Origin of the sequence: Anaerorhabdus sp., from assembly GCF_036657415.1 — a bacterium.
In the GTDB taxonomy this organism is placed as follows: domain Bacteria; phylum Bacillota_I; class Bacilli_A; order Erysipelotrichales; family Erysipelotrichaceae; genus Anaerorhabdus.
In genome coordinates this window covers 1-25,538 of record NZ_JAVXGL010000028.1, presented here as the reverse complement: position 1 = coordinate 25,538, position 25,538 = coordinate 1, and the positions used below count along the sequence as shown (strand labels likewise).

General features: G+C 31.9%; 22 protein-coding genes and 1 other annotated feature. All 22 genes read right to left on the bottom strand.

Translation table 11 applies throughout. The features are described 5' to 3' along the window. The coding region (locus RSB60_RS05730) for an AAA family ATPase (protein WP_332615081.1) at positions 1-1,452 on the bottom strand (1,452 nt) is incomplete at its 3' end. Between the two features lie 92 nt (positions 1,453-1,544). Further along, positions 1,545-3,773 carry a U32 family peptidase gene (locus RSB60_RS05725; RefSeq protein ID WP_332615079.1) on the bottom strand — a complete coding sequence of 743 codons (2,229 nt, stop codon included), beginning with the start codon at positions 3,771-3,773 and terminating at the stop codon, positions 1,545-1,547. After that, positions 3,760-4,239, bottom strand: coding sequence for a DNA-deoxyinosine glycosylase (locus tag RSB60_RS05720; protein WP_332516141.1), 480 nt, complete (start codon positions 4,237-4,239; stop codon positions 3,760-3,762). Before RSB60_RS05720 ends, RSB60_RS05725 begins: the two co-directional genes overlap by 14 nt. Next, positions 4,236-5,603 (bottom strand): L-serine ammonia-lyase, iron-sulfur-dependent, subunit alpha, encoded by a 1,368-nt coding sequence (locus RSB60_RS05715; RefSeq protein ID WP_332615077.1) that lies wholly within the window; start codon positions 5,601-5,603, stop codon positions 4,236-4,238. The genes RSB60_RS05720 and RSB60_RS05715 overlap by 4 nt, the downstream gene beginning before the upstream one ends. 2 nt (positions 5,604-5,605) lie before the next feature. After that, positions 5,606-6,562, bottom strand: a complete 957-nt coding sequence (gene holA / locus RSB60_RS05710; protein ID WP_332615075.1) for a DNA polymerase III subunit delta — start codon at positions 6,560-6,562, stop codon at positions 5,606-5,608. Between the two features lie 4 nt (positions 6,563-6,566). Then, on the bottom strand, positions 6,567-8,465 hold the full coding sequence (locus RSB60_RS05705; protein ID WP_332615073.1) for an MBL fold metallo-hydrolase: 1,899 nt from the start codon (positions 8,463-8,465) through the stop codon (positions 6,567-6,569). After that, positions 8,462-8,923 carry a ComEA family DNA-binding protein gene (locus RSB60_RS05700; protein WP_332615071.1) on the bottom strand — a complete coding sequence of 154 codons (462 nt, stop codon included), beginning with the start codon at positions 8,921-8,923 and terminating at the stop codon, positions 8,462-8,464. The genes RSB60_RS05705 and RSB60_RS05700 overlap by 4 nt, the downstream gene beginning before the upstream one ends. A gap of 43 nt (positions 8,924-8,966) precedes the next feature. Further along, on the bottom strand, positions 8,967-9,434 hold the full coding sequence (gene greA / locus RSB60_RS05695; RefSeq protein ID WP_323381611.1) for a transcription elongation factor GreA: 468 nt from the start codon (positions 9,432-9,434) through the stop codon (positions 8,967-8,969). A 29-nt stretch (positions 9,435-9,463) separates the two neighbouring features. Continuing rightward, positions 9,464-10,096 carry a uridine kinase gene (udk, locus tag RSB60_RS05690; protein ID WP_323381537.1) on the bottom strand — a complete coding sequence of 211 codons (633 nt, stop codon included), beginning with the start codon at positions 10,094-10,096 and terminating at the stop codon, positions 9,464-9,466. Positions 10,097-10,106: 10 nt separating this feature from the next. Then, positions 10,107-11,204, bottom strand: a complete 1,098-nt coding sequence (gene mltG, locus RSB60_RS05685) for an endolytic transglycosylase MltG (RefSeq protein ID WP_332615069.1) — start codon at positions 11,202-11,204, stop codon at positions 10,107-10,109. Beyond that, a complete protein-coding gene (locus tag RSB60_RS05680; protein WP_323381539.1) occupies positions 11,179-11,448 on the bottom strand; it encodes a DUF1292 domain-containing protein in 270 nt (89 codons plus the stop codon). Before RSB60_RS05680 ends, mltG begins: the two co-directional genes overlap by 26 nt. Before the next feature lie 45 nt (positions 11,449-11,493). Continuing rightward, positions 11,494-11,910 (bottom strand): Holliday junction resolvase RuvX, encoded by a 417-nt coding sequence (gene ruvX / locus RSB60_RS05675; RefSeq protein WP_323381540.1) that lies wholly within the window; start codon positions 11,908-11,910, stop codon positions 11,494-11,496. Positions 11,911-11,913: 3 nt separating this feature from the next. Beyond that, entirely contained in the window at positions 11,914-12,177 is a 264-nt protein-coding gene (locus RSB60_RS05670) for an IreB family regulatory phosphoprotein (protein ID WP_323381541.1), read from the bottom strand. Between the two features lie 56 nt (positions 12,178-12,233). Then, positions 12,234-14,858, bottom strand: coding sequence for an alanine--tRNA ligase (gene alaS, locus RSB60_RS05665; RefSeq protein WP_332490709.1), 2,625 nt, complete (start codon positions 14,856-14,858; stop codon positions 12,234-12,236). Positions 14,859-14,894: 36 nt separating this feature from the next. Then, positions 14,895-15,092 (bottom strand) — a binding site (T-box leader). Between the two features lie 33 nt (positions 15,093-15,125). Continuing rightward, positions 15,126-16,376, bottom strand: coding sequence for a 2-hydroxyglutaryl-CoA dehydratase (locus RSB60_RS05660; RefSeq protein WP_323381543.1), 1,251 nt, complete (start codon positions 16,374-16,376; stop codon positions 15,126-15,128). Then, on the bottom strand, positions 16,369-19,290 hold the full coding sequence (locus RSB60_RS05655; RefSeq protein WP_332615066.1) for an acyl-CoA dehydratase activase-related protein: 2,922 nt from the start codon (positions 19,288-19,290) through the stop codon (positions 16,369-16,371). Before RSB60_RS05655 ends, RSB60_RS05660 begins: the two co-directional genes overlap by 8 nt. A gap of 1 nt (position 19,291) precedes the next feature. After that, the gene (locus RSB60_RS05650) at positions 19,292-19,723 is read right to left on the bottom strand and encodes a MarR family winged helix-turn-helix transcriptional regulator (RefSeq protein WP_323381545.1); all 432 of its coding nucleotides are present in this window, start codon (positions 19,721-19,723) and stop codon (positions 19,292-19,294) included. Between the two features lie 110 nt (positions 19,724-19,833). Continuing rightward, positions 19,834-20,754, bottom strand: coding sequence for an alpha/beta hydrolase (locus RSB60_RS05645; protein WP_323381546.1), 921 nt, complete (start codon positions 20,752-20,754; stop codon positions 19,834-19,836). Then, on the bottom strand, positions 20,755-22,920 hold the full coding sequence (gene recD2, locus RSB60_RS05640; protein WP_332615063.1) for an SF1B family DNA helicase RecD2: 2,166 nt from the start codon (positions 22,918-22,920) through the stop codon (positions 20,755-20,757). Positions 22,921-22,924: 4 nt separating this feature from the next. Then, positions 22,925-23,623: a CPBP family intramembrane glutamic endopeptidase gene (locus RSB60_RS05635; RefSeq protein ID WP_332475734.1), complete on the bottom strand. Its 699-nt coding sequence runs from the start codon at positions 23,621-23,623 to the stop codon at positions 22,925-22,927. A 9-nt stretch (positions 23,624-23,632) separates the two neighbouring features. Beyond that, positions 23,633-24,778, bottom strand: coding sequence for a tRNA 2-thiouridine(34) synthase MnmA (mnmA, locus tag RSB60_RS05630; RefSeq protein ID WP_332475735.1), 1,146 nt, complete (start codon positions 24,776-24,778; stop codon positions 23,633-23,635). Between the two features lie 56 nt (positions 24,779-24,834). Beyond that, positions 24,835-25,269 carry a transcriptional regulator Spx gene (spx, locus tag RSB60_RS05625; RefSeq protein ID WP_323381550.1) on the bottom strand — a complete coding sequence of 145 codons (435 nt, stop codon included), beginning with the start codon at positions 25,267-25,269 and terminating at the stop codon, positions 24,835-24,837. Positions 25,270-25,538 lie beyond the last annotated feature (269 nt).

Below are 25,538 nucleotides of genomic sequence, written 5' to 3'. Positions count from 1 at the left end.
TGACAAGTATCTTGTTTGCAAAACAGTTAGTGGTAAAAATGTTGCACGACCACTTTGATTTTTTTTCAAAAAGTTAATTGCATTTCGTGCTGCTTCTTCATCTGTTGTTACAATGTTATACATTGTTCCACCAAGTGCAACAGAGATGGCTTCTTCATATCCTACTTGTGGTTGAATAATTTGTGCAATTACACCTAACACGCCATGGAGAGAATTTTTATTGTCATCAATAGCTTTGACTCCAGCTTGACTATTAAAAGGATCTTTTAATAAACTTTCTAGTAGTTCTTTTCTATTTTGATATCTTCTCAAAAGTCCATTTTCTTCATTTGTTTTTTGTGATAGTTCAGCAAGTTGCAATGCAACTTGTGATAATTGTTCACTTAACAATTGAATATTTATTTGACATTGATCATAACGACCTTTTCTATCATTGTATTCTAATTCTGCTTCTTGAACTAAACTTTGTAATTGTTTTGCTTTTTCTTCGTTTGTTCCTACTTCAATTGCGTATTTACGTTTTTCATCAAACTCAATTTTTCTTGTTTCAAGAATTTGAATTTCATTAACAATTTTCATGAGTTCTTCTTGAAGTTTATTAATTTCTTTTTCTAAATCACTGATTTCTTTTTTAGCTTCTAAATTTTGTGTCTCATGAACTTGAATAGTTGTTTGAAACATTGTCGATTGTGCATCAATATTGAATAATGTTTTCTTTGCATCTTCAATCTGTTGATTAATCGTATTTATATCTTCCACCAATACAGCAATTTCAATTTCTTCTAAGCGTGTCTTTTTTTCACGATATAATTCTGCTTTTTTTGCCGCACGTTTTAATGGTGAAACTTGTCTTTCAAGTTCCATTAAAATATCTTGTGTACGTTCAATATTTTCTTTTGTTCTTTCTAATTTAGAAAGAGATTCCATTTTTCTTTTTTTGTATTTACTAACCCCTGCAGCTTCTTCAAAGATTCCTCGACGATCAATTGGTTTAGCTTCAGCGAAACTACTAATATTACCTTGCGAAATCATTGATAGTGAATCTTTTCCTAATCCTGAATCAAGGATTAAATCTATTACATCTTTTAATCGAACATTATTTCGGTTAATTAGATATTCTGCCTCTTGGCCATTACGGTATAAACGACGTGTAACTTCAATTTCATCAAGCTCACTATTTAATGAGCGATTTGTATTGTCAAAAACTAAGGTTACTTCTGCCATGTTTACCATCTTACGGTCTGCACTTCCTGCAAAGATAACGTCTGTCATTGTTGTTCCACGCAAAGACTTTACTGATTGTTCACCTAGAACCCAACGAATAGCATCAGTGATATTACTTTTACCACAACCATTTGGTCCCACAACACCAGTAATCGCATGTTCAAAATTGATTACGACTTTATCTGCAAAAGATTTAAAACCTTGCATTTCTACTCTTTTTAGAAACATGGTTTCCTCCTTCTTAATCCATTAAAATATTATAGCAAAATTACCCTCTTATTAGAAGGAAAATAGCGTATTTTCTTACTAATAACGATAATTTATTTTTTTGCAAAACCATTACTTTTCATGATTTCTTGAACATCATTACTGGATTCATCAGTAAAACGAATAAATACACATGACGGATCAATAATATCTCTTTCAAATGGTGTAGGTTCCAAAAGATATTGAATACAGTTATCATCTCCCATAAACAAGTATTCAAATCCTTTCATATCTTTTAAAATATATCGATTTGTTTTACATAATCGACAATTCCTTTTGTTACCATCGCTACACCATGTATTAACAGGACATGATTTCGATATCATTAAATCACGTTTACCATAACTAAATATCAAAGTACTTGGTTCTACTCCAAGGCGTTTCTTAAATGCATCTATACAAAGTTTAATTTGTCTTTCATTACATTCTGTTGAAAGCTCAATCATTTTTACTCCTTTTGAATACAAATAAGATAATGCATAACTATTAGTTACATTGAAATTATTAGTGGCCAACAGCTTATTTGGCGAAGATAAACCACCAATATCACTAATTACACATGTTTCATTAGGATATAACGAAGCTTCATTTATTGCTGGAGTTTGAGGAATACAGTTTGTAAAAGCTTTTCGTACATCCTGCTTAGAAGAACACATAAATACGTTCCATTCACTTACTACTTGTGCTTGTTCCAATGAATTCACTTCAACAATTGTTTTTGTTTCAGTTGGTATGAATTCATGATTTTTATAATTAAACTTACGTCTCATTGGCTTTTGCATACGTTTGTTTGATAAGTCTTCAATGCATCGTCTTCTTGTTTCATTTATTTCCTTAATTGGCAAGAAAAACGGAATATAATTTCCAATTCCTTTAACCATTTCATAGGGTGTATCTGTAAGTTTTTCTAATTGTTCAAGAAGTCTAGATTCTTCAACAGGTGCTTTTTGTGGAACCTGTATTGTTAATTGCGATTCCATGACACTAGTATAAATACCATCACTTACTTCTAATCGAAATGGCTTTCCAATCTCAATGTGATAATTCATTGTGATTTTAATGCGACGATAAGGCATCTTATTAAGAAGTGAATCCATGAGTTCTACATCTGTTGTCTTTAACACTTGTGCGCCTTTCATCACAAAACGTGAATCTTCAAAGGTTACAATATCGCCTTTTTCTGCCCGATTTACATATTTTCCATCTTTAATTATTTTATTGGCGATGAAACCTAAATCTTCTTTATCATCTAAGATACGTAAACCATCGTGTTGATGAAGCGGCATTTCTAATTTTATTTGAAAACTATTTCGATCAGCATAGATAACTTTTCCTAAAGGTAAACCCATATGATTTGGTCGCAATGCGCTCATAAAATTCTTTCCATTATCGTGAAAAATATGACCATTTGTAAATCCACGATTAAATAGAAGTTTCAGCTCATTTAAACGCTCAGGTAAGCATTTATATTGTTGGTTATTCGAATATGCGTCAACTGCATCTCTAAATGTACGCACAACTAAAGCAACATATTCTGGACGTTTCATGCGGCCTTCAATTTTTAAGCTAGTAACTCCTGCATCAAGGAGTCTTGGAATTTCATTAATTATATTTAAATCTTTAGGACTCAATAAATAATTGCCTTCAGTCTGAATTTGTTCATCTCTTGTTTGATTCCACAATTCATATTGCATACGACAGTATTGTGCACATGCCCCACGATTTCCTGAACGATTTGCCATAACACTACTTATTAAACATTGACCTGAATAACTGACACAAAGTGCACCATAAACAAAAACTTCAATATCTACTCCTTGATTACAGCATTGTTCAATTAGTTCAATTGGTGTTTCTCGAGCCAATACTACCCGTGCAGCTCCACTATCTCGCATTTGTTTAACACCTTCAACATTATGAATATGCATTTGTGTTGAGCAATGTAATTCAATATCAGGATATTGTTGATGAATTAAGTCAAATAGTCCCAAGTCTTGAATAATTAGAGCGTCAATACCTATCGAATAGTAAAACTCTGCTTCTTGTAGTGCCATATCAATTTCATCTTCATAAAGCAAGGTATTCATTGTTACATATAATTTGACACCATAAAGATGACAGTAATCTACTGCCTCATTCATTTCATCATGGTTAAAATTTCCTGCAAAAGCACGGGCACCAAAATTTGATCCACCACAATAAATAGCATCTGCACCATTTAACACAGCTGCTTTAAGTGCTTCCATTGTTCCCGCAGGAGCTAGTACTTCAATTTTTTTCATCATTCACAACCTTAATTCTATAATATGCTTTGACCAAATCATCCAAATGACAACGAGCATTTGCACTACTTGTGCTTGGGCATGTAATAGTTTCTACTTCACATTTAGGAAAATATTTTTTAAATAATTTTTCTGCAGTTTTACCATTCAGTACAATTAACTCAATTGGATAATTTTGTAATAATTCGAGAATAGGATTGGGTAAAACATTGCATATTGAAGCATCACTGCTCCCCTCGATATCACAACTTGCAATGACATCCCATAACGCTAAATGATGCTTACATATAAATTCTTCACGATTCTTAATTTCTTCTTCAAATAGAATTTCTAGCACTTTCCAAAACCGATTATTTGGGTTAGCATAATAAAATTCTTCTTTTCTTGATATAACAGAAGGAAATGAGCCTAAAATTAATACTCTACTTTCTTTACAGATAATTGGACTGAGCGGATGTTTAATCATAGTTTGAATTTAATTGGACTTGTAGGTTCATCGTTTTCATCCAATATCATATCATCAAATACAAGTGTATCTTCAAGTTCAATATCATCTTCTGTTAATGGTAAAATAATTCTTGGTTTTTCTTCCTCTTTTTGTTCAATGACCTCTAAAACAACTTCATCTTTAGCTTTAAACTCAGTAGCTAACCCACCTAACGAAGTTTCTTTAAGTTCAATTGGTATTTTCTTTCCAGTGTAATTCATTGTATTCACAATCATATCAAATGTTACTTTGTTTGGTTTAATACGTGACATATATTTTGATAAAGTATACGCATCTACAGCGCGTAATACGGCAACTGAATTTCTTTCAATACACGGTATAATAACATAACCTTCGACAGGATCACATGTTAATCCTAAATTATGTTCAATACCAATTTCAGCGGCATATTCAATTTGTTTTAGATTCAAATCATTTAAATATGCTGCTGCAGCACTTGCCATCGCACAAGCTGTTCCAACTTCTGCTTGGCATCCTCCTATTGCTCCTGAAATACTTGCGTTTGTTTTAATTAAGTTTCCAAATATTCCCGCAACAGCCAAAGCACGAATCAATTTATTTCGTGAAACACCGATATCAGTATAATAGTAATACATTAATGATGCCAAAACACCACAAGCTCCCAACGTTGGTGCAGTAACCACTTCACCTAAAGATGCATTTTCTTCACAAGCTGCATACGCATAAGACATCATTAAAAGTTTTGTCTTTTCAGTATCATCAGGTAGTGATAATGCTTGAAGATGTAAAGATTTTGCCGCCTTTTCAACCTTCAATCTTCCTGGTAAAACGCCTGACGAAGAAAGCCCACGACGAACTGAACTCAGCATTGCCGTCAAAACAATACCTAAGTGTTCTTCAATTGTTGGTTCATTTTGTAATACATAATCCACTAAATTAATTTTATTTTCTAAACAAACTTTTTTTATATCTTCATATGAGTTCTCTTTATATACTTCATCGTTAAAATTTAACTTTTTTTCTTTTATTTCGATACTTCCTCCACCTAATGAAAATATCGTCCATAATGCTATACATACATTTTCTTGATTATATCCTCTAAGATAAAATCCATTGGGATGTCTTTCTTCCCATGCACTATTAAAATGTATTTCCACAGTGGATGGTGCAAGTGTATCTTCAATAATTTTATCAGTGAAATGCCCTTTACCTGTTAAAGATAAAGAGCCAAATAAGTCAACTTCATATCGAGGTAATTGACCATATTCTTCAAGAAAAAGCATACATGCCCGACGTGGTGCTAATGTATGACTACTACTAGGTCCTGGACCAATTTTATATAATTCGCGTAATGATTGCATATTTACCTCGCTGTTCTCACTAAAAACAATTCAAATCCAGCTTTCTTGTCACCCAATCCCATTTTAAAAGATTGGTCAAGTTCAGCCAATGAGTTAAGAATTTCCAAACATCTTTCTTTTGATAGTCCTCTTAGTGATTCAATTGCTTTTGTAACTCTAAAAGGATGCACTTTTAATTCTTTTTGTATTTCTTTCTCATGATATCCCATATCCAAATAAGTTCTCACTTGGTACAGTAAACGAAACTGACTAGCAAGTAACGCAACTAAATAGATAGGATCCTTATTTAACATGTACAAATCATCCCAAAGATGAAGTGCACTTTTCATATTACGGTTTACAACATCGTTCACTAAATGAAATACATCTTCATCTAATGGGCGACTAATAAGTTTTGTGATTGCTTCTTTATCTAGTTCATTTCCGTACAAAGCCATTTTTTCTAACTCAGAATGAAAGTTTTCTAGATCATTTGGCAATCGATTCAGTAATTCGGCTTTACCTTCTGGTGTTACTTGGACATGATTTTGGGTTATTTGCTTTGAAACATAACTATTAAATTCAGCCGTAGATAATCGCTCAAATTGAAAAACACGACAACTAGACTGAACTAATTTCACTAATTTTTTACGCTTATCCAACGTAATATCACCATAAAAAATCAAATCTGCATCCAAACTTGGATTTTTTAAATATTTCTCTAAAATTTCAGAATCATGATCATTTAAACTCTTCTGTGTTGAAAGAAAGCTTGGATTATTCAAAATAACCGTCTTCTTTTTATTAAAGAATGGAGGAGTATTACAATCATCAATTACAGATGCAATTGTAAAATCGTTAGAAAGTCCATCATAAAAAATAGTATCCATTGAATTATTATCCAATGAATTCTCTTTTAAGATTTGATTTAGTTGTTTTTTAAGCAAAAACAACTCTGATCCAATGATTAAATAGTTCATCTTATCACTCCCTGTCTATTATACCAATTTTTCGGGTACTCGTGATAAATAAATTGGAATTTCTTAAGAAAAATATGGATATATCTCCTTCTTTTTGTGTGTCGAGTAATCTTATTCCGAAATCATCCAATCTTTGTATAGTTTCTAAGCTAGGATGTTTGAACTTATTGTTTAAGCCACTAGAATTAACTACCAGCTGTGGTCTAGTATTCTGCAAAAATTGAACGGAGGTACTCGTTTTAGAACCATGATGTCCTAGTTTCAAAATATCAATTGGGCTTAAATCATATGCCTGTATCAAATCCAACTCTACATCGCTTGAAATATCACCTGTTAGCAATATTTGTAAATCTTTCATAAATAATACATACACTAGTGAATTATCATTGTCATTATTGTATTTTTTAATATTCAGCGATTTCAATACCATTGTTTCATGCACAATATCACGAGGGTTCGTTATTATCTCATGAATCACAAAGTTTTGTTGTAATTTTTTTACCCCACCGCAATGATCCTCATCAAGATGAGTCAAAACCAATGAGTCTATTTCAGTTATGCTTCGTGCATGTAAAGCTCTTTCTAATAATTCAAAGTTTTTTTCTTTTCCAGTGTCAATGAGTGTTGTTGATTTTTGAAATGCCTCTTGAATTAAAATTGCATCTCCTTGATCAATTTGAATCCAAGTAATATGAGCAAACGGATGAAATAATCCCTGCCAACAAAAAATGATGTATAAACAAATCGCTGTAATTAGTCTGTAATTTGGAATTATATATATCAATAAAAAATATAGAATTATTCCTGCACCTAGTGGATTTCCATAAATAGTAAACTGATTACCCAATGCTATTGCTTGTAGAAATAACTCTGCCATTTGAATAAATAATGGAATACCTATAAATACACTCAACCAACTTAATACACAAATAAGTCCAAAAAAAGGTAAGAAAATTCGATATAAAAACAACATTCCTAATTGTATTTTAGAAAAATATAGCGATTGAAGTATCATCATCCAAAAATAAGGTATTACTTTCTTTGTTTTCCATGATGCTGCTTGTAAGGTTCTAATTCCCAATGGAATTAGAAATTGTAGAGAACTCATTTTTTGTGGAAATATAAGAATACAACTCATGCCAAGTATTCCTGTTCTTTTTTTAGTATCTAGTTTTGTAAATCGTAAGAGAAATGATATCAACAATCTAAAGCATACAAAAGAAAATTGGTAGATTATCGAGAACACTATAATCAAAATAAATTCGATTATTATGAGTTGTTTCTCATTGAATACATACTTTCCAGCACTTCTTATAAGAGTTATTATCCCAACTACTGAAAGTCCCATAACATTGAACAAATACCAATCACTGTTTTCATCAATGGTAACCTGAAAGATGATTTTATATAAAAAATCTTTATTTGATTCATTAAATACATCTACTTTTTTTTGAATAAACCGCCGTAGAGTAGGTAATTGCTTAATTAGTTTGCAGTTTGTGGCATACACTGAATAACTAATTTTGTTTTCTTTTGCCCAAGTTTCAAATTGACTTCCAAAATTTGAAGGTGCACTTTCAATTTTTTTAGCATTGCCTTCAACTTCGATTACTGCATCAAAATTTCTAATTGGACAATTGCTAATCAATGTTGCATTACCATTCTCTTCAATAACAATTGAATTTTTAGTTAATTTAGTAATTTGTCCCGATAACGAAAATGTATCCGCACCTGAACTATATACATTAAACCAAAGTAGGAATATCAATAAAATAATCAATGTAGTGTCCCGATACTTTAAGTACCAACAGATACATAAAATCAACAGAACGCCATAAAAATTATATTCTTTAAAGAATACAAATAAGCATGTATAAATGAAAAAAGATAAGATACGATTCATAGACATATCACGTCTATGAGTTTATTAAATTTTGATTCACCAATTCCTTTAACGTTTTTCAAGTCATCCAATTGTTGAAAATATCCGTGTTCTTGTCGATATTCAATGATTTTATCCGCTGTACTATCACCAATACCTGGTAACTGCATTAACTCATTTTTTGAAGAATGATTGATAGAAATTTTTTTCATTTCTACTTTTGCAGGAATTACTAAAGTGTCACCATTCTTTAAAACTGTGAATCGACTAATAGAAGTTAAATCAGCTGTCTCATTAAGTTCAACCAAACCTAGAATAGTCTCTACTGTTGAATAAACAGGTACTTCGAGAACTTCTCTTCGTCTCACCTCACCATCAACACTAATTTTTATAAATTTATTATCACGCGATAAATCAATAACCGTATAACTCGGAATATAAACTAAAAATAAGAATAAAAAAATAAGTAGTATTTTCATAAGATCACCTACTTATTTTTAGTTTATTTTGTACAAAATCCTATTATTTTATAGATAAGATTTTTACTTCATATGGTTCATCAACTTCAACTTCAACTACTGCACCAACTTTTTTATCAAGAATTGCTGCTGCAAGAGGAGTTACATTTGATAATTTACCATTTAATGGATCCGCTTCTACTGAACCAACAATAATAAATGTTTCAGTTTCTTTCGTATCCAAGTCTTGTATTTCTACAGTTGATCCTAATTTTACAATTTGTGAACGACCTTTTTTTTCTTGAATAAGTTCAATGTTATTGAACATAACTTCAAGGTCACGAATTCTAGCTTCAACTTGAGCTTGGCGATCACGAGCTGCATCATAATCTGCATTCTCAGATAAGTCACCTTGAGCACGTGCTGCTTTTAGGTCTTCAATTACTTCATTTTTTACTACGTGAACTAAATGTTCATATTCTCTCTTTAATTCATCTAACCCTTCTTGGGTTACATAAATTTTTTCATCCATTGCCATAGTATCACTCCTAACGTTTCGTATTATAGCATATTACTGTTGATTATACTACTTATTTTTGTGGTCAACAAGTCGATGGCAACCGTGTTTTTACCACCTTCAGGGATGATGATGTTTGCATATCGCTTACTCGGTTCAACAAACTGACTATGCATATCACGTACCGTTTTTATATATTGATTTATTACAGAATCAAGTGTTCTTCCACGATCTTCAACATCACGCTTTAAGCGACGAATAAACCGAACATCCGCATCTGTATCCACAAAAATTTTAATATCTAACAAATTACGAAGTTGTTCATTCTCAAGGATAAATAATCCTTCAAGAATTAAAACATCACATGTTTGAATAACTTCAGTATTATCACTTCTTGTATGATTCACGAAGTCATAGATTGGTTTTTCAATATCTTTACCTTCTAACAACAATTGAAGTTGTTCAATCAAGAAATCGTTATCAAATGCAAAGGGATGGTCATAATTGGTCTTAACACGTTCTTCCATTGTTAAATGCGATTGATTTTTATAATAATCATCTTGTCGAATAATTGTTACTGAATTCGTATCGTCGAATGCCTCTTTAATTTTTCTAGCTACCGACGTCTTACCAGAGGCACTACCTCCTGCAATACCGATTACAATTGGTTTCATCAAGTCTGCCTCCTTATTTCTTTAGATATTTATTCACATTCTTTTGATGTTCAGCATATGTCTCAGCATAATATACAGTTCCATCACCATATACATCTGCCATAAAATAATAGTTGTTAGATTCAGTCGGGTTTAATACTGCCTCAATTGCAGCTTCGCCGGGATTTAAAATTGGTCCAGGAGGCAATCCAGTATATTTATACGTATTATATGGTGAATCAAAGTTTGGATTCACTTCACATTTCATCCAATCATCACCTTTGTCAATATCAATGGCATAGCAAACTGTTACGCTACTTTGTAACATCATTCCTTTATTCAAACGATTGTAAAATACCCCTGCAATCATTTTCATATCTTCAGGTTTTGCGGCTTCATATTGTACAATTGACGCTAAAGTAAATAATTCATGAAGCGTTAAATTACGACTAGCCATTGCACTATTAAACTGATCTTTATATTTCTCATATATTTTTAATGTTTGATCAAGAATTTTTTCCGTTACTTGTTCAGCTGTTGTTTCTTTAAAGAAATCATACGTATTAGGGAACAAATATCCTTCTAGTGTCACACGACTTTCAGTATTGAAAATATCTTCAGTCAAAAATGGATATTTACCCATAATAGAGCGAATATATTCTGGATTATTCCATAACATAAATAAATCATCTTCGGTTACATTTGTAACTGCTGCTACTCTACTTGCAATATGTTTAGCCCAATCACCTTCAATAATTGTAACTCGTGAATCGTCTACAATTGCTCCTTTAGAATCATTTATAATTGATAAAATTTCTTTCAAAGACCAACTTTTATCCAAACTATATGTTCCCATTTTAATGCTAGTTAAGTTGCTTACCTTTGCATAAATTTGAGCAGTAAAATCATTTTGGATAAGACCCTCTTTTTTCAAATTCTTAATAACTGTTTTAACAGATTCACCAGAGCTAATTGTAAATTCAACTTGTTCAGAAGTCTTAGATACTGGACCTAGTGTACTTGAATAATAAGCATAACTTCCACCGAATAACAAAATTAAAATTAAACCAATTAGTATTAATAAGTTTCCAACTTTTAATTTACGCTTAATCTTCTTTTTCTTCGCTGTCATCTTCAATTTCCTCAACAAATGCACCAAAGACTTCTTCAATCATTGCCCATTCTTCTGGATCATCTACTGGAATCATAGTTCCTTCTTCATCATAGGAGCAAGCAAAAACTTCACCTTCTGCATCTTGTGGATCTGTAAATAACACATAACTTTTTCCTCTTGATTCATCATCAAACGTAAAAAGTATTTCCATTTCTTTTTGAGATCCATCTTCTTCAGTAATCATAATTTTATTTGTTTCCATACGTTTTATTCTCCTTATCAAATTAAAGGGGCGTTTTCACGCCCACTATTTTCGATCTAAATAGCCTTGTAGTATTTGTACTGCGGCCATTTGATCAATTACTGCCTTTCTTTTCTTTCTTGAAACATTGGCAGAAATTAGTATTTTTTGAGCTGCGACGGTTGTTAATCTTTCATCCCATAAAGTAACTGGGCATGAGCATTTTTCTTCAAGCATTGCCTTAAATTCAACAGATATATTACCACGAATACCAATATCGCCATTCATATGCTTAGGCAACCCAAGTACAATTTCAGTTACTCCCAATTCTTTCACAAATTCGAGAACTTTTGTACATGCTGTTTCATAATCATCTTCTTCAAAACGAATTGTCTCTACTGTTCGAGCAATCATCCCCAAAGGATCGCTAACCGCAACACCACATGTTCTACTTCCTAAATCTAACCCCAACACTCTTCGCATGGGTTACTTATTTTCTTCTAAGTAATAACGAACAAGTTCTTCAATGAGTTCATGTCGTTCTACTGATTGAATAATACTACGTGCATTTCGATGACTTGAAATGTATGCGGGGTCATTTGAAATAAGATACCCTGCAAGTTGATTTACAGAATTGTATCCTCTTTCTTCTAATGCTTCTTTTGTTAATCGAAGAACTTGTCGAATATTATTACGACGAATTTCATCTGATTTAAAATTCATTGTTTCTGTTAAATCTTTGTTGGTCATAGTTCTTCCCCCTTTATTACTATATTTTAGCTTATTTCCCTTAAAAATGAAAGTATTTACGCTAGTTTTGACTCAATTGTGTTAAATATTTCATCAAGTTTTGATGAATCTTTTCCACCTGATTGTGCTAAATCTGGACGTCCACCGCCATTACCACCACTCATAGTTGCAGCTAACTTTGCAATTTCACCAGCCTTGAGACCTTTTTCAATCGCTTCTTTACTACTTGCAACAACGAATGTTATTTTATCATCCACAACATTTGATATGAATACGAAAGAATTTTCACACTTATTACGCAACACTTCTGCATAACCTTTTAGTGAACTTGAATCAGCATTTTCTTTTCTCAACATAATAACATTCAAACCATTAATTTGTCTTGCTGCTTTAATTGTTTCATCAGCTTCCAACATCATCATCTTTTCATTTACACGTTGTAAATCTTTCTTTAGTTGTGCATTTTCATCAAGAACTAAATTTACTTTTTCTTCAAGCATATTAATTGAATTTAACTTCATTGTTTCTGCAATACTCTTCATTGTATTTTCTCTTGCAACAAAATCATGATAGGCTGCCATTTTTGTTTTAGAAGTTATACGACGTATTCCTGATCCAATACTTTCTTCAGATTCAATTTTGAATACACCAATTTCTTGAGTATTACTTACATGTGTTCCACCGCAAAATTCTTTTGAAACATCTCCCATTGAAACTACGCGAACAGTATCACCATATTTTTCATCAAACAATGCAATAGCACCAGAATTTTTAGCTTCATCAATCGTTAAGACTTCCGTAACAACTTTATTATCGTTCATAATCATTTGATTAACTTCATCTTCAATAGCACGTAATTGTTGATCCGTCACTTTTTCAAAATGAGTGAAATCAAAACGGCCATAATCTTCACATACATATGAACCTGCTTGTGCAATGTGTGTTCCTACTACTTTTCGTAATGCACTTTGTAACAAATGTAATGATGAGTGATTTGCCTTAATATTTAAACGACGTTGAACATCGATTTGACCATGAATGCTATCACCTACGCAAATAGTACCTTCTATATCTTCTAAATGATGTAAATGTTGTTTATGTGGAGCTTTCTTAACATCTGTAACTACTGCACTAAATCCCTCACCAGTAAAAGTACCAGTATCAGCAATTTGTCCACCACTTTCAGCATAGAAACATGTTTCTTGAAGTATAATATCGCCATTTCCTTGAATCTTATCAACTTGGACACCATCTTTAAAACAAGCAATAACAACTGAATCGCATGTTAAGAATTGATAACCTATAAATTCAGATGTTTTTTCAAAGTTAATTAAATCAATAGATTGACTAGACATTGATTGTTCATCTTCACGAGCATTACGTGCACGTTCTTTTTGAAGTTTCATTTGTTCATTGAATCCATCGATATCAACTGTGAATCCATTTTCTTCAGCAATTTCTTTAGTGAGCTCTTTTGGAAAACCGTATGTATCATACAATTTAAACATAACTTCACCATCAAGAACTTTTGTTTGTTTTGCTTTTTCCAACTCATCCATCAATAGTTTTTCACCATTAGTTAAAGTTGCATGGAAAGTTTCTTCTTCTGTCTTTACTAAGCGTGAAACTAAATCAATTTTTTCTTGAAGATATGGATAGAAGTCTTTCATCATGTCGGCAACTACTGGAACTAATTGATACATAAATGCTCCTTGAATACCTAATTGGATACCATAACGAACAGCACGACGAAGAACACGACGTAATACATATCCTCTTCCCTCATTTGAGAAAAGTGCACCATCACTTAATGCAAATGTAACTGTACGAATATGGTCAGCAATAACACGATAAGCCATTTTATATTCACCACTATAAGGATGTTTTGCCATCTTTTCAGTTGCATGAATAATTGGTAAGAATAAATCTGTATCAAAGTTAGTTTCTCCATCTTGAATCAGTGCTACTAAACGTTCCAAGCCCATACCAGTATCAATATTTTTTTGTGGTAGTTCTTTATAATCTTTACGATCTACACCTTCTTTTGCATCATATTGTGAAAATACAACGTTCCATACTTCAATGTAACGATCATTTTCTAATTCTTCAAAAAATAATTTTTCACCTAATCCTTCAGGGTCATACTTAGGTCCACGGTCATAGAAAATTTCACTATCTGGTCCACTTGGGCCTTCACCAATTTCCCAAAAGTTATCTGCTGTTCTTAATATGTGACTAGGATTAACTTTACATATATTTACCCATGTGTCATAAGCAACTTCATCATCCGGATAAACTGTAATATACATTTTTTCCTTATCGAATCCAATCCATTCAGGTGAAGTTAAAAATTCCCATGCAAATTGAATAGCCTCTTCTTTAAAGTAATCTCCTATCGAAAAGTTTCCAAGCATTTCAAAAAATGTATGGTGACGAGCTGTTTTACCCACATTTTCAATATCATTTGTACGGATACTTTTTTGAGCATTCGTAATTCTATTACATTTTGGTTTTTCTGAACCATCAAAATATTTCTTTAATGCTGCAACTCCCGCATTAATCCATAATAATGTTGGATCATTGTGTGGTACTAAACTTGCTCCTGGCTCAATCGCATGCCCTTTGCTTGCGAAATAATCCAAAAACATTTGTCTTACTTGATTTCCAGTTAATTGTTTCATATTTTTTCCTCCATACAAAATAAAAACGTCCCTAGTTACAGGAACGTATAAATTACGCGGTACCATCCTGATTCATATCAATTTGATATGCACCTTGATTATCATTAACGCAGATTCACGTTGGCTATTAACCACTCTTCTAAGTAGCTTCAATTAAGTCTTCACAAAGATTTTCACCAGCCATCTTCTCTCTAAAATGTTTCTTAATTTACTCAATTTATTCAACGATTTATCTAGATTTTATCACAATTCTATACTTTTGCAAAGTTAAATCATTGTTGCATTTTCTCTTGCAATAGCAAGCATGAGTTTAATTCTATTTTCTTGGTTAACACGTGTGGCACTTGGATCATAATCAATCGGTACAATATTAGATTTAGGATAATGTTCACGAATCTTCCTAATCATCCCTTTTCCAACAATATGATTGGGTAAGCATCCAAAAGGTTGAGCACAGACAATATTCCCATATCCTTCTTCAATGAGTTCTAGCATCTCTGCGGTCAATAACCAACCTTCCCCCATTTTGTTTCCATACCCGACATAACCTTTAATTAATTCTTTTAGATGCATATAACTTGAAGGTATTTTAAAATGACCATTTTCACGAAGTATCTCTATCATTGCCGCTTCGAGTTTCGCAATATAATTAAACAATGTTGATACCACTTTATATTTAATTGGATTCCCTCCATATAGTTTAATATCTTCCATTCGATTATCTGTTTTAAACAACATGAACCCCAAAACTCCAGGAACCATTATTTCGCAATTTTGTTCTAAAAGAAATTTTTCTAAATGATTGTTTCCAAGAGCTGAATACTTAATGTAAATTTCACCAACTATTCCTACTTTAATCTTGTCTTTCTTTTCTTTTTCAATTGAATCAAAATCTGTTACCATGTTTTTTAAATTCTTTTTCATATCCTTATAGCTTAGACCTTTACCTAAACTAAATTCATGCGTAAGATAATTTACCCACTTTGTAATTTTTTCTTTTGATGACCCTGGAACAACTTCATAAGGTTCAATTTGATTGTTTAAAAGCATAATCATATCTCCATAAATAAGAGCCATTAATGCTTGGCGAATCATTGACAGTGTGAATTTAAAACCAGAATTTTTTTCAAGCCCTGATAAATTTAAAGAAATTACTGGAACTTGTGGATATCCAGCCTTAATTAACGCTTTACGTAATAAATGAATGTAATTTGATGCACGACAACCACCACCTGTTTGAGTTATCATTAAAGCCGTTTTATTTACATCATACTTACCGCTATTTAATGCATCGATTAGTTGTCCAATTACCAACAGCGCTGGATAACAAGTATCATTATGAACATATTTCAATCCAATTTGTGATATTCCTGGACCAACATTTTCTAATATTTCTGCGTCATAGCCATGGAGTTTAAATATATTACATAAAAGCGAAAAGTGAATCGGTAACATATTTGGCGCAAGAATTTTATATCCTTTCATTTCACTAGTAAATTCAATTCTTTGATTAGTCATGTTTCTCACCATCCTTCAATGCTGCGAATAAACTGCGGAGTCTAATCTTAACAGCACCTAAATTTGTAATTTCGTCAATCTTAATTTGTGTATAAATTTTGTTTCCTTTATTAAGTAATAACCGAACTTCATCTGCAGTGATTGCATCCACTCCACAACCAAATGAAACAAGTTGAATCAAATTCATATTCTTTTCTTTTGTAACAACATCCGCTGCTGCATAAAGTCTTGAATGATATGTCCATTGATTTAAAACTGTAGTTTCTACTTTCTTTGATAAATGACTTATACTATCCTCACTAACAATTGCAGCTCCACATGATAAAATAAGTTTATCTATGCCATGATTAATTTCAGGGTCAATATGATACGGTCTACCTGCCAACACAATAATTGGCATATTATTTTTATTTGCGCTATTTATTATTTCATTACCTTTTATTCTAATTTTTTTAAAGAAATTTCGATATTCATCAAAACCTGCTTGTACAGCTTTTTCAACTTCTTTATGTGTAATATCATTAAATGTATTTCTAAGAATTTGAGTCATTTTCTTCGTGAAGTCTTTAGGACGGTGGATACCAATATAATCATAAATAAAAGGAATCTTCTTCATTTCTGTCATATTTGCTTGAATAACTTCTGGATAATAAGCAACTACTGGACAATTATAGTGATTATCTCCAAGATGTTCATTAATGTTGTATGTCATACATGGATAGAAAATCGCATCCAAATCTTTCTTCAATAACTCTTCTATGTGCCCATGCACTAACTTTGCTGGGTAACATGCAGTATCCGATGGAATTGTATGTTGCCCTTTCAAATACAGTAAATGTGTTGAGAAATCTGTAATTTCACTTTGTATTCCTAAAGCATCAAAGAAACTTGTCCAAAAAGGAAGCAGTTCAAACATATTAAGCACCATTGGAATTCCAATTTTTCCTCTTGAAGCATTTGTCTTTTTGTTACGATATTCTTGAAGTAATTGACGTTTATATTCATACAAATTTAAATCACTTGATTGTGTAAGATTTGTTATTGGTTTTTCACAACGATTACCCCCAATATATTTTCTACCTTCACCAAATGTATTGACTGTAAGTGCACAGTGATTATTACATCCTTGACAATTAATAGATTGAACATCATGTTTAAAATCCACTAATTGTTCCAGTGTAAGTATGGATGAGTGCTCTTTTTGATTTTGTTTGGCATATAGTGCAGCACCATAAGCCCCCATTAATCCAGAAATATTTGGACGAACAACATGACCACCTATTTCAAGTTCAAAGGCTCGCAACACAGCATCGTTATAAAAAGTCCCACCTTGTACAACAATATTTTTTCCTAAATCATTAGCATTCGTAATTCTTATTACCTTATACAAAGCATTTTTAACTACACTCATTGAAAGCCCTGCCGAAATATTGTCAACCGTTGCTCCTTCTTTTTGAGCTTGTTTAATTGAAGAATTCATGAAAACTGTACAACGCGATCCCAAATCAACCGGATTTTTCGCGAACAAGCCAATCTTCGCAAAATCTTCAATTGAATATCCTAATACTTCCGCAAAACTTTGTAAAAATGAACCACATCCAGATGAACAAGCTTCATTTAAAAATATATCATCAATAACTCCATTCACAACTTTAAAGCATTTAATGTCTTGTCCTCCAATATCAATTATGAAATCAACATTTGGATTAAATTTCTTTGCAGCTTTAAAGTGAGCAATAGTTTCTACGATGCCAAAATCAAGTGAAAGTGCATGTCTTAACATTTCTTCACCATATCCAGTTACCGCACTTGCTTTGATAATTGCATTAGGATATTCGTGATAAAATTTTTCAATAAAGTTTTTTACAATATACACAGGACTTCCTTGATTCGACTGATAACTTGAAACTAGAATATTCTCATCTTGATCTAGAATAGCCATTTTAACTGTTGTTGAACCAGCATCTATACCTAGATAAACATTACCTGCATAATCTTTGTTTACGATTGAATTCACTTTGTTTTGATTATGACGAGAAATAAATTTTTGGTAATCTTCTTCATCCACAAATAATGGTCGAGTAGATACATAATTAATTGGTGCAACATACTCTTCCACTCGTTTATATAATTCGCTGAATGAATTGCATTCATTTGCCATTAATGCTGTACCTAATGCAACAAAGTATAATGCATTATCTGGACAATTTCCTTTTACTTTCAAGACTTTATCAAAAGCATTTCTTAATTCTGATAAAAAAGTGAGCGGACCACCTAAGTAAACTATATTTCCTTTAAGTTCACGTCCTTGAGCAAGACCAGCAATTGTCTGATTAACCATCGCGTAAAAAATACTCGCAGAAATATCATTCTTTTGTGCTCCTTGATTAAGAAGTGGTTGAATATCTGATTTCGCAAAAACCCCACAACGTGAAGCAACAGAGTATATTTTTGAATAATTTTTCGCAAGTTCATTCATTTCTTCAGGACTTATATTAAGTAAGGTTGCCATTTGATCAATAAATGCCCCTGTACCACCAGCACATGAACCATTCATTCTTACCTCTAGACCATTGCTTAAAAAGAGAATTTTTGCATCTTCCCCACCTAATTCTATTACCACATCTGTATCCTTAAGATACTCATTGACCGCAATTTTAGTTGCATATACTTCTTGGACAAAAGGTAACTGAATACTCTCCGCATAGCCCATACCAGCTGAACCTGATATAGCTGTATAAATCTCACAATCCATGATTGTTGGATGATCCGAAACTATTGACTTCAATTCTTCAAATAACGCATCATTTATCTTAGAAAAATGACGACGATAATTCTTGTATATGATTTCATTTGATTCATTAAATAAAATACATTTAATTGTAGTAGACCCTATATCAATTCCTAATTTCATTTCATTTCCTCCAAAAATAGCTACCTATCTTCATCGCAATTTGATTCATTGTCTGCATTTCTTCTTCTGTTAAAAAACTAAATATTTCTTTTCGTATTTTTGTTGCTTCTTCATTTACATAATCAACGTATTTTTTACCGTCACTTGTTAAGTATATCGAAAATTTCCTAGAATCATCACTTTTTTTATCACAAAATACAAATCCAAGTTCACATAATTTTTTTATCGCACTGGTTGTATATGCTTTATCAAAGTTACTTAAAGTAGTTAACTCTTTTAATGTTAACCCATCATACGAATTGAGAATTAATAAATACACCACATCTTTTCCTTTAGCTGGTGCGTCTTTTAGTTTCTCATTTAACCTTGATTTGAATTCTTTATCCACTTTTCCCATTAATAGTGGTATTAATTCAATTTTGAATTCTTGCATCTTTACACCTCACAATATGAGATTTATTTTATCACTTTAAGTTGAATATTCAACTTAATTTATGTAAACAAATTAAAAAAACAAGAAGTAAAACGCTTACATCTTGTTCTCTAGTTATTTATTTCTTTTACAATAAGTTCTAACTTAGTATGAAAATCTTTAGGATTATCAATATCTAGTGTATGACTACCATCTTCCACAAAATAAATATTCTTCTTTGGTGCTTCCACTAAATTAAAATATTCTTCAACTAATACTGAAGGAACTTGCCAATCCAATCGCCCACACAAATAGAATACTGGGCATTCATAATGAATTGTTTTTTCAGCATCAAAATTATTCAACTCATCTAACAAATATCTATTTGTTTTAAATGAACTTAACATAACAAAAGCATCATTCATTTTAAAATAAGGTGATTTTATATATTTCATCGCAAAACTAGAGAGTGGTTTCATAAAACCATACTTTCCTTCTAAGTTTCTTATTTCCATCATGCGATGAGAATCAAAACTATCTTCAGTAAAAGCACTTCTTAGTTTTTCATATGCTTTTCTATCTTTATCCTTAATAACTCCTCCAAGACGATCAAACGCTCGCTTTTCACCACGATATACATTAATAACTTGTCCCATACCCACATAGCCTATAACTTTTTCTGGGTGCGCTTGAATATATCGTGTTCCTAAGATACTTCCCCAAGAATGTCCTAAAAGAATTATTTTATTGGTGTGATATTGTTTGTTTATCATATCAACAATCTTATCCAAATCATCTAATAGCTGTTCTGTGGTAATTTCAGTTGCCTTTGATTTATTTTTCGTTTGTGTTTTTCCTGCTCCACGTTGGTCGTAATAAACAAAATTTGCATATGTAAAATATTGATCTTGAAGATAGGCAAAATTACTTGTGCTCTGACCTGGACCTCCGTGAATATGCAAAATAACAATATCATTCTCCACTAAAGGAAAGTGGAGAAAATAATGATCACAATTATTTATTCTTTTGAATTCTTCAATTCCTTTTTTCATCTACTCTTCTCCTGTTAATCTTTTAATTAATGTCGTTTCTCTTCTTTTAACTTCTGTTTTGCATGCTTCTTCACTTACTGATTTACTTCCTAATAAAACTAATGATTTTTTTGCACGTGTTATTGCAGTATATAACAAACTACGTTGTAACATATGCCGATGCTGTTCAACAATTGGGAAAATAACAATAGGGTATTCACTTCCTTGACTTTTATGTACTGAGATACAATAAGCATGCGTAATTCTTTCAAAATTTTCAGGTGAATACTCAACAAATATACCCTCATAATCAACAATTAATCGCACCGTATTATTTGGATCTTCTTGCGGATAAATTATTTCAACAAGTCGCCCAATATCACCATTATAAACATCATCGTCAGGTTGATTTTTTAATTGTAATATCTTATCTTCTTCTCTAAAGATACGATATCCTACTTTCCATTCTCTTCGATCTTTAGACGGTGGATTGAAACATGCTTGAAGAGCATTATTTAAACGATCAATACCAGCAACGCCTTGATACATACAAGCCAATATTTGAATATCTTTTAATTCATAGCCTTTATCAAGTGCTTGTTGGACAATATGAACAACTCTATCTTTTACACCAAATTGATTGGTTTCAAAAAAAGCAACATCCTGATTCAATTTAGTGAAGTCCAAGTAACCTTTTCTAATTTGATTTGCAAGTTCAATAACATCTGAACCTTCTTGTTGTCTAAATATATGTTCTAATCGAACAACTGGAAATAATGATGATTCAATTAAATCTTTTAATAGACATCCTGGCGATACACTTGGTAGTTGATTCTCATCACCAATTAAACAGATTTTTTTGACATGAACGCATGCTTTCACAAGATTATAAAATAACCAATTATCTACCATTGAGAATTCATCTACGATTAGTAAATCTATAAATAATGGTTCATTTTCATTTTTGCCAAATGTGTTTGACTCTAAGTCCCACAAGAGCAAACTATGAATTGTGTATGTATCAACTTCCGTTAACTCCGCAAGTCTTTTTGCAGCTCTTCCTGTAGGCGCACAACAAGCGATATTAGCAAGTGGGTATAGTTTTTTAAAAATCGAAACCATTCCTCGTACTACGGTTGTTTTCCCTGTACCTGGACCTCCTGTCAAAATCATAAAATCTTCGTTGAAAAATTGATTCAAAGCTTCCATTTGTTTAGGATCGTATTGAATATTTAATTTTTCTTGAATTTCTTGGAGTGATTCTTCTAATAAATCTTTATTATATGGATCAATTTTTTCGTAAGGAAACAAATTCAAAAAAGTACTTATTCCTGATTCTGCATCAAACTGACTAACTGGATATATACGATCATCTTCTTTAACTATTCGTCTTTTCTTCAGCAAACGCAAACAATACTCATCAAAGTTTGCATCTATGCCACCTAAACGTTTATTAAATTCTTTTTTGATTGTTTCTTCTACTACATAACTATCACCAGTACGCATGCACATATCCATAACAATTGTAGCCAAATAGGCTTCTATACGATATGGATGATCCAGTTCATAACCCATTGATAAAGCAATTTTATCAGCAGTTTTAAAACCAAATCCATCTAATTCCTCAATAACGCGGTATGGGTTCTCAGATATTTTTTCAATAGAATCTTTACCATATGCTCGATTTAATCGAATGATATTTCGTATACCTAAACCATGTGTTGTAAAAAATTGAAGTACTTCTTCAAAAGAATCATGTTCAGAACTTAATCCATCAACTAACGTTTGTTTCTTTTTGTCAGTCATCTTTGGAATTTCATCTAAACAATTAGGATTGTCTTTTATTTTTTCTATACAATCGTTACCCAATAAATCGACAATTCTTTCTGCCAACTTTTTACAAATGCCCGCAAATACAGGACTTGATAAATAGCGTACTAGTGAATCAACATCATTTGGCATGACTCTACGATAAGTTTGGATACTAAATTGCATTCCATATTTGGGATGTTCAATATAGTTTCCTTCTAAATCATACAAAAAATCTTGATCCATCGTTGGTAAGTATCCAGTTACGATAATATTTTTTTCATCCAATGATTGCAATACAAAACGCGCCACAGTGAAGTAAGATTCATCATGGCGGAATATTATATGTTCAAATTTACCAGTTATTTTTTCATTCATTAATTTACCCCATTAATAATAACAATATTGTAGCTATTGTATTTTGGATAAAGTGGAAAGTAATCGGTGCTGCAAAACTATCTGCTTGATGGTAACTACGAGCAATAAAGAATCCAATAACGATATATTGTAAAGCAAATGGAATATCTGAAAAATTGCCTGAAGTAATCGATGGTAAGACATGCATTATACCAAACAAAATTGCACTTATCATTGCACCTGTTAGAAAATTAAAACGGCTTGCTAATTTATTATAAATTAATCCACGGAAAAATAATTCTTCCATTAATGGTGCAAAAACCGTTGATAACAATACAATCATAACTGTCGTTGATTTTAATTGCGTTTCTAGTGTACTTTGATTCAGTGAAGATGTTTGATTCGTCATGAATAAAATTGTGGCGCTGACAACCATCGAAACTAGTAATGATAATAAATAGTTTTTAGAAGATATTTTTAAAATCTTCATCCAATTCATTTTAAAATCATTCCAAGCACTTGCGAATAGTTCACGTCCTAAATAAAGCGATACAGCAAAAAAAGTAGCATAGAATAATTTAACAATTAGATCATAATAATTATGACCTGTTATATTATATAAGAATGCCGCAAGCCAACTAATTAGCACTGGGTAAATTACTAGATAACCCAGTCCATAGTTAAGTCCAATCAGCCATGCATTTTTTTTACTTAACGTCTTCATTTGATTCTCCTAACCTTGTGATCGTTGTTTGATTAATTTTTCAGATAATTCTTCATCACCACTAAACACTTGATCAATTACACCGCCACCTAAAACTAAACCATCTTTATAGAATACTGCTTCTTGACCTGGTGTCACTGCTTTAATTCCTTGTGGATAAAAACATTCAACTGTATTTTCATCAATTACTCGTAATGTTATTTCATTATCTTTTTGGCGATATCTAAACTTAGCTTGGCAAGCAAGTTCATTAAAATCATGATTTGCCAACCAATTAACTTCATTCACGATACAACGTGTTGATTTTAACCATTTATTGTCTTCTCCACTTGCAACAAAGAGTTCATTTGCCGCTACATCTTTTCCAACAACAAACCATGGACCACCTTCTCCACCAATATTGAGACCTTTTCTTTGACCAATGGTGTAGTATAAAACACCTTGATGTTTACCCAATACTTTATTATTATCAATATTTATGATATTTCCTTCTTTTGAAGGTAAATAATTTTTAAGAAATTCACGAAAATTTCTCTCACCGATAAAACAAATTCCGGTAGAATCCTTTTTAGCTGCAATTGAAAGATTAAGTTCCTTAGCAATTCTTCGAACTTCAGGTTTATCAATTTCACCTAATGGGAATAATGTATGGCGCAATGCTTCTTTAGGTACTTGGCATAGAAAATAACTTTGATCTTTATTATCGTCATCTGCTTTACGCATAAATGATTCATTTTCCTCGTGTACTACTTTCGCATAATGACCAGTAGCAACCCATTCAAAACCATTTTTTTGAGCAAACTCAAAAAAACTTTTAAACTTAATATATTTATTGCATAAAATATCTGGGTTTGGTGTACGCCCTCTTTTGTATTCTTTTAAGAATGTTGAAAAAACATCATCCCAATATTCTTTTACAAAATCAACACGCAAACATTCTAATCCTAATGTATCCGCAACACTTTTTGCATCTATCCAATCACTCTCTTGTGGACAAACATCATTATTTAATGTGGGATTTCCTAATAAATCATTATTTGCTAAAGAATCCCAATTACGCATAAACGCACAAGTTACATCATGTCCTTGTTTTTTCAATAAATATGCACAAACAGCAGAGTCTACTCCACCTGATAAACCAACTAATATTTTCACTTTAACACCTCAATCATTATGTCTATTATAAACCAAAATAGAGCTAATGATTAGCTCTATTTATCTTCTTCTCTAGTTTTTCCGCATCCATCATAATTAGGGCATGCTGGGTTACATGAGAATACCGCAAGTTTGCGCAGTTCGTGTGGAATGAAAGCATCAATCTCTTCTTCATCATACCCAACTTGGAAAACTTTCTCATTTAGAATAATTGGTCGTTTGAGTACAGATGGGTTTTTTTGAATAAAACGTACTAGTTCATTTAATGACAATTGTTCTAAATCAATCTTGTCTTCTTGCATAATCTTAGAACGTTTTGAGATGATATCGTCAGTTCCATTTTCGCTTCTTTGTAGTAAGTGACGTATTTCAACTTCATTAAGTAAAGTTGTAAATATGTTCTTCTCAACGAAGGGTAAATTTCTTTCTTTTAACCAATTTTTAACTTTCCTACACGATGCGCACCCAGGAGAAGTATATACAACGATCATAGATTACCTCCATATCATATAAATATTATACAATGATTTTTTCTCATCGCATAGAATTTTATTGACAAACAAGTATTTTTTACTTACTTTTAATAAAAAGGGGAATTTATATGACATCAAAAACACCAGTAACACCAAAACGAAAATTCGGTTTGATTACAACAATCGCAATGATTGTGGGTATCGTAATTGGATCTGGAATTTTCTTTAAAACACCATTAATAATTAAGGAAACAAATGGTAATGTTCTCATGGGTATTTTATCATTT